The sequence below is a fragment of the Budvicia aquatica DSM 5075 = ATCC 35567 genome, assembly GCF_000427805.1.
Classification (GTDB): Bacteria; Pseudomonadota; Gammaproteobacteria; order Enterobacterales; family Enterobacteriaceae; genus Budvicia; species Budvicia aquatica.
The window spans coordinates 1-5,637 of the sequence record NZ_ATYS01000100.1 but is presented as its reverse complement, the minus strand read 5'-3'; the positions used below and the strand labels follow the sequence as shown (position 1 = coordinate 5,637).

7 protein-coding genes are annotated in these 5,637 nt (G+C 42.1%); 4 read left to right on the top strand and 3 right to left on the bottom strand.

What is annotated here, in order from left to right; translation table 11 throughout:
* A partial coding sequence (locus YWE_RS0120475; protein ID WP_029096157.1) for an IS4 family transposase occupies positions 1–265 on the top strand: 265 nt, incomplete at its 5' end.
* Positions 266–304: 39 nt separating this feature from the next.
* Here the strand turns inward: YWE_RS0120475 and tadA are convergent.
* On the bottom strand, positions 305–808 hold the full coding sequence (gene tadA / locus YWE_RS0120470; protein ID WP_029096156.1) for a tRNA adenosine(34) deaminase TadA: 504 nt from the start codon (positions 806–808) through the stop codon (positions 305–307).
* Between the two features lie 245 nt (positions 809–1,053).
* Entirely contained in the window at positions 1,054–1,701 is a 648-nt protein-coding gene (gene yfhb, locus YWE_RS0120465) for a phosphatidylglycerophosphatase C (RefSeq protein ID WP_029096155.1), read from the bottom strand.
* Between the two features lie 431 nt (positions 1,702–2,132).
* Here yfhb and YWE_RS0120460 point away from each other — a divergent pair, with 431 nt between their 5' ends.
* Complete coding sequence (locus YWE_RS0120460; protein ID WP_036016694.1) at positions 2,133–3,083, top strand: glycosyltransferase family 2 protein; 951 nt, start codon at positions 2,133–2,135, stop codon at positions 3,081–3,083.
* Positions 3,084–3,101: 18 nt separating this feature from the next.
* Here the strand turns inward: YWE_RS0120460 and YWE_RS0120455 are convergent, their stop codons facing one another.
* On the bottom strand, positions 3,102–3,419 hold the full coding sequence (locus YWE_RS0120455; RefSeq protein WP_127526489.1) for a hypothetical protein: 318 nt from the start codon (positions 3,417–3,419) through the stop codon (positions 3,102–3,104).
* A 499-nt stretch (positions 3,420–3,918) separates the two neighbouring features.
* Here YWE_RS0120455 and YWE_RS0120450 point away from each other — a divergent pair, with 499 nt between their 5' ends.
* The gene (locus YWE_RS0120450) at positions 3,919–4,179 is read left to right on the top strand and encodes a YfhL family 4Fe-4S dicluster ferredoxin (RefSeq protein WP_029096152.1); all 261 of its coding nucleotides are present in this window, start codon (positions 3,919–3,921) and stop codon (positions 4,177–4,179) included.
* A gap of 126 nt (positions 4,180–4,305) precedes the next feature.
* On the top strand, positions 4,306–5,622 hold the full coding sequence (locus YWE_RS0120445) for an IS4 family transposase (protein WP_029095916.1): 1,317 nt from the start codon (positions 4,306–4,308) through the stop codon (positions 5,620–5,622).
* Positions 5,623–5,637 lie beyond the last annotated feature (15 nt).

Genomic DNA, 5,637 nt, shown 5'->3' with positions numbered 1-5,637 from the left:
GGAAGAAAAACAAAACGAGTCGTGTGAGCAGGTGTTGAGTCCAATCGAATGGAAGTTACTGTGGGTCAAACAGGAAGGAAAAGAGTTGCCGAAAAAGGCACCGAACCTGAAATGGGCGTATCTGTCGTTGGCTAAAATGGGTCACTGGCATGATAGCAAACGCACGGGACGGGCTGGCTGGATAGTGATATGGGAGGGGNGGTTCAAACTTCAGGATATAGTTGAAGGCTACAGGCTGGCGAAGTCTCTTGATCAGGAGATCTGATCAAGAGACAGTAAATTAGGCCGGGGTTATTTTGTCGGTTCAAAGTAGCCCCTGTCTTAGCTTCTTTTGCGCCTTAATTTGTTCACGCCGCCGCTTAAAGAAATCACTTAAGTAAGCTGAGCACGTTTCTGCCAGTACATCTGCCACGACTTCAACCTGATGATTCATTCCCGGATGTCCGAGCACATTCAGTAAAGAGCCGGCAGCCCCTGTTTTAAGATCCTTTGCACCATATACCAAACGTTGAATACGGCTATGCACCATAGCCCCGGCACACATCACGCAGGGCTCAAGGGTGACATATAAGGTTGTATTCAGTAATCGATAATTTTGCAGAACCAGCCCGCCCTGTTGAAGCGCCATAATTTCGGCATGGGCCGTTGGGTCATGTCGGCCAATAGGTCGGTTCCAACCTTCACCAATAACTTGATTATCTAGCACCAAAACGGCACCGACCGGGATTTCGCCTTCATCATCTGCCCGCTTGGCCAATTCAAGCGCGTAGCGCATCCAGTCTTCATCTGTATAAGACGTTTGCATCATTAAATTATCTAACCCTGTTACTCGTCATTATTCACTATCATCTGTCAACGGAGCATTGTACCGGAGAGCGCACAACAGTCCTATAAAAGGAATGCACTCCATTTTTAACTAATTATAAGAATAAATCCTCTCCACATGCCGGTAAAAAAATAGCGACAGATTTTCGGTGAGTAGAAGCAAATCGAGGAGATATTCAGACCGGCAAATTCAAATAGAGAAAGGCACCCTAAGATGCCTTTTGTTGATTATGAAAACGTCAACGGGCTGAGATTCCCATCAGCATCAACCCGCCATGCATACTGGCAACGTGAAAGAACCGGGTCATCCTGAATGCTGTCACTGTATCCACTATACAAAACTAAAGGCTTGCCCAAGCGGAGCTCTAACTGATTAACCTTTTCCTTTGATAAGCAGCGCATAGTAATTATCCAGCCGCCGTAGGCTCTGGTCACCTGACTGCCAATAAGATTTACTTTATTGAGAAAAAATGAATCAGCATAAACTTGCTCAACCAACCGTTGAGGAGATCCGGTAAGTAGCCATACTTGGGTATTCTCATCATCAATATATTCAGCTAATCGTTGCTGAACCAGTGGGAAAGGAACAACCTGCTGTTTAAAATCTTCAACAAACTGTGCTTCCAGCCATTTTAATCGTGCTTCATTCTGACCGGCAGTCATTGCCCAGAGCAATAAGCTCACCGGCCAGCGACAAGAGCGCCCGCCGATCAATAAACCTATACCAATCAATGGCAAAAGCGGAATAACTAATAGAAGGTTCAGCGGTAAACTCTTAACCAGATGGCGTAAAAAGCGACCAAATAGATCTTGCTGATGTAATGTACCGTCCAAATCAAAAAACACAGTGCGCTGATGCTGTTTGTTAGTTGGCAAACTGACTCCTAAAGTAGAATATGGCAGCTATCTTATATTGATTAAACCACCCGACCGTTGATTGGGCGAGTATAACTTTTTTTATCTTGTTTATCGTCATTCGACAAACAACTAACCGTTGGTATCACGCTCAAGCCAGCGTATAATCGCCCGCCAAATCAAGAGAGATAAGCCATGGCCTTACTGATTACACACAAATGTATCAATTGCGATATGTGCGAACATGGCTATTATATTATTTAAAAACATGTAGTTATTTTCGTGTATTCTGAACTGCAACCAACACAATTCACTCTATGTTTTTTAAGTAATACGCTCAAGAACCCAAAAAACTGTTGATGCTTACATGTCAAAATGACGTTAACATAGCGCACATGATCATAAGCCCCATCTATAGGGCTCCACTTTATTGCGAAGGGCCGTACCCGCACATGATAAAGCTCAGTGTTGTTGTCTCAAGCTATAATAATAATGAATACATACAAGAGTGCCTTGATTCAATACTGCCACATCTAAATGACTCCACAGAACTGTTAATTGTTGATGATGGCTCAACTGACAATAGCCATGAGATTATACAAAATACTATACGCAATACTGAAAATAAAAACATTGTATTTACTATCGTAGAACATGCGGGAATTTCAGAAGTAAGAAATAAAGCTATAAGCTATGTTAAGGGCGAATACATACTATTTATTGATGGTGATGATATATTAGATGTGAAGTTTTGGGAAAGCATAACTCCTGAGTTATATAATAATTATGACATCATAGAATATGATGCTACTATTTTTTTTGAAAATAACAAAAATAATAGCAAGCATCTTAAAATTTGCGCTTTTGAAAACGAATGCACAATTACACATTTTAGCCAATTAAGTCGAGTATTTTCACTGTCTAATTGGTTTACTTGGGCTAGGGTATACAAAACGGAACTATTTAAGCGGAATCATGTTACATTCCCCAAAGGCAGAATATATGAAGATATGGCTACATTGCCATATCTATACGCGGCTGCGACGCGTGTACGCAGCATAAAAGAATCATTAATTTGGTACAGAAAAAGTCTAAGAAGTTTAACAAGTACGTCTAGAAGTTCCGATATTGAAGATATTATTTATGCTATGGAATGCATTAGAAAATTAGATTTGGATTGCGCTGATAGAAGGTCGGTTTTAGCACTCGCCATATACAGCTCTTATAACCTAATAAAAAGCTTATTAATTAAAAACCCAGAATATGAAATATCCGAAATAAATATAAGAAGAATAAAAGATGTAATGACCCCATTTCAAAAAGAGTATTCATTAAAGAAATCGCTACAGATAAAATTTTTAAAATACTATCTTAAATATATTTTCATTAAGAAGAAACGTTAATATTTATGCCGAACGATACTACCCCATTAATTTTATATACTCATTCATCATACTAAATAGAGTCTCAATTGAGCCTGATACCGTATTACCATGCGTGCCAATTTCTACCCTGTAGTTATGTGAACCAATACTAGCAGTATATATATGAGTGCTGGCGACTAATCCTGTTGCAGCACTCTTTTGCGTATAACCTAACCACAAACCTTGTACGCCGTTACTAAGAAGGCCACCTTTAGCTACCCTGTATTGATTTGTGTTACCGATTAAAATTTGCACACACATTCCAGATAATGCAACTGTTTTAATCCCATAATCAAACGCGCTAACAGTTTTCATTCCGTAGTCAAAAAAGTTGCTAGTGGCGCTGGAGGTATACTTGCGACAAATCATGAAACGGTATCAAATCCGCCCAATTCTTTAAGATCGAACCATCCATCTTACCTAATTAGATGACTCTTTCTTCTACGACGTATATCCAAGTAGTGCCAGTAACTGATGTCTTGTTTTTTTGTTCTCCGCAAAAATTATCCAGTATACTGAAATCTGCATAATTTCTAGTTATCTAACGCGGTTAAAAAAACATCAATATTGGGCTTTTTTAGGTTTTGTGTTACAGTGCGCGCCACGCTACTCCTCTGTGTTTATTAAGCTTTAAATTGAGGCACACACATATATTTTTGAGGTGCTTAAAAATATATGTGTTGCTGTTTGCATTATTGATTTGAGTTTTTCAATACTAAAAGCACTGCATAAAAACACGGTAAGCACGTAAAGATGCCGAATAGAGCAAGCTGTTAATTTTCTGATATATAAGAATTTTAGGTAAGTTATTGAAATGGCATTATTAATAAAAAAGAGCTGCATTAATTGCGATATGTGCGAACCAGAGTGCCCGAATCAGGCGATTTCGATGGGTGTAGATATCTATGAAATTGATCCGGACCTTTGCACTGAATGTATCGGACACTATGAACAGCCGACCTGTATGAAAGTATGCCCGATAGATAACACCATCATTCACGATCCTGCACATCAAGAGAGTAATGAACAGCTGTGGGATAAATTCGTGTTACTACATCATTCAGATAAATTGTAATCCCTATCGATGATAGATAGCGGTAAAAAAGGACGCAATAGCGTAATGCCGATCAGTTAAGGATCGGTTGACCGATCCAGTGGATGTGTAAGAATCCGGAAATGCTCATCGTTTCCGGATTTTTTTATGCTTCTCAGTCAGGCTCTTGATATCGTCCATAAATTTACTCCGCAGGAGTTCTCTGCGCTTTCTGAACTGCTTTCACCTGAACTTATTGATGAATGCCTTGCTGATACTGGCGTCGTCACCCTACGCAAACGTCGTCTCTCTATGGAAATGATGGTCTGGGCTGTGACCGGTATGGCGCTGTTTCGTTCCCACTCGATGACTCAGCTCGTCTCACATTTAGATATTCTTCTGCCGGGGAAAAGGCCTTTTGTCGCCCCCAGCGCTGTCGTTCAGGCTCGCCAACGACTCGGAGAAGATGCGATGCGCCTGATGTTCGAAAAAACACAGCAGTTATGGTTCGAAAAAACACCCCTGTCACACTGGAATGGACTGACATTAATGGCCGTGGACGGCACGATATGGCGAACGCCAGATACCCCCGAAAATGACGCTGCTTTCGGACGTACAGCTAATGTGACTCAATGTTCCGAGTGGCCGCAGGTGCGTATGGTCTGCCAGATGGAAGTGACCAGCCATTTGCTATCAGCCGTTGCCTTTACCAGTGTATCTGAAAGCGGTGAAGCTGACCTTGCGGCACAGCTTGTAGAAAAAACTCCCGACCATTCACTGACCTTTTTTGATAAAGGCTTTTATGCTTTGGGCCTGCTGCACTACTGGCAGTCGACAGGAACCGAAAGACACTGGATGCTCCCGTTGCGTAAAGGTGCGCAATATCAGGTTGTTCGAAAAATAGGGAGCGGACAGGCTCTGGTAGAGCTACGGCTGTCCCCCCAATCGAAAAAGAAATGGTCAGGTGCACCGGATACGTTAACGGCAAGGCTAATCAGTAAGGAAGTCAAAGGTAAAACAGTGCAAATACTGACGTCAATGTGCGACCCGCTCAGATACCCGAAAGCGGATATCGTGGAGTTGTACAGTCATCGCTGGGAAATAGAACATGGGTTCAGGGAGATGAAGCAGCATCTGTTGAACAATGAACTGACGCTGAGGAGTAAAAAACCGGCACTGATACGTCAAGAGCTGTGGGGAGTGGTACTGGCCTACAATCTATTGCGGTTCATGATGGCGCAGATGGCGTACAGTCTGAAAGGTATCGAACCGTATCAGATGAGTTTTAAGCAATCCGCGCTGTATCTGAGAAGTCAGTTGAGCCTATTACCCGGAGTAGCACCGGGGAAATTACCCCGAATAATGGAAGAGATACTGGATATGGCCTCCAGCTTCGTGCTGCCGGACAGACGAGAGAGACACTATCCGAGAGCGGTAAAAAAGAGGCCGCAACGCTATCCGTTACGGCCACATTCAAAATCTTAACTGACAAGCATTACG

Bases quoted from the DNA above. Each gene is read 5' to 3' on its own strand.
- YWE_RS0120460 (WP_036016694.1), top strand. From the start codon at position 2,133: ATGATAAAGCTCAGTGTTGTTGTCTCAAGCTATAATAATAATGAATAC.
- YWE_RS0120455 (WP_127526489.1), bottom strand. From the start codon at position 3,419: ATGAAAACTGTTAGCGCGTTTGATTATGGGATTAAAACAGTTGCATTA.
- YWE_RS0120445 (WP_029095916.1), top strand. From the start codon at position 4,306: ATGCTTCTCAGTCAGGCTCTTGATATCGTCCATAAATTTACTCCGCAG.
- YWE_RS0120450 (WP_029096152.1), top strand. From the start codon at position 3,919: ATGGCATTATTAATAAAAAAGAGCTGCATTAATTGCGATATGTGCGAA.
- tadA (WP_029096156.1), bottom strand. From the start codon at position 808: ATGATGCAAACGTCTTATACAGATGAAGACTGGATGCGCTACGCGCTT.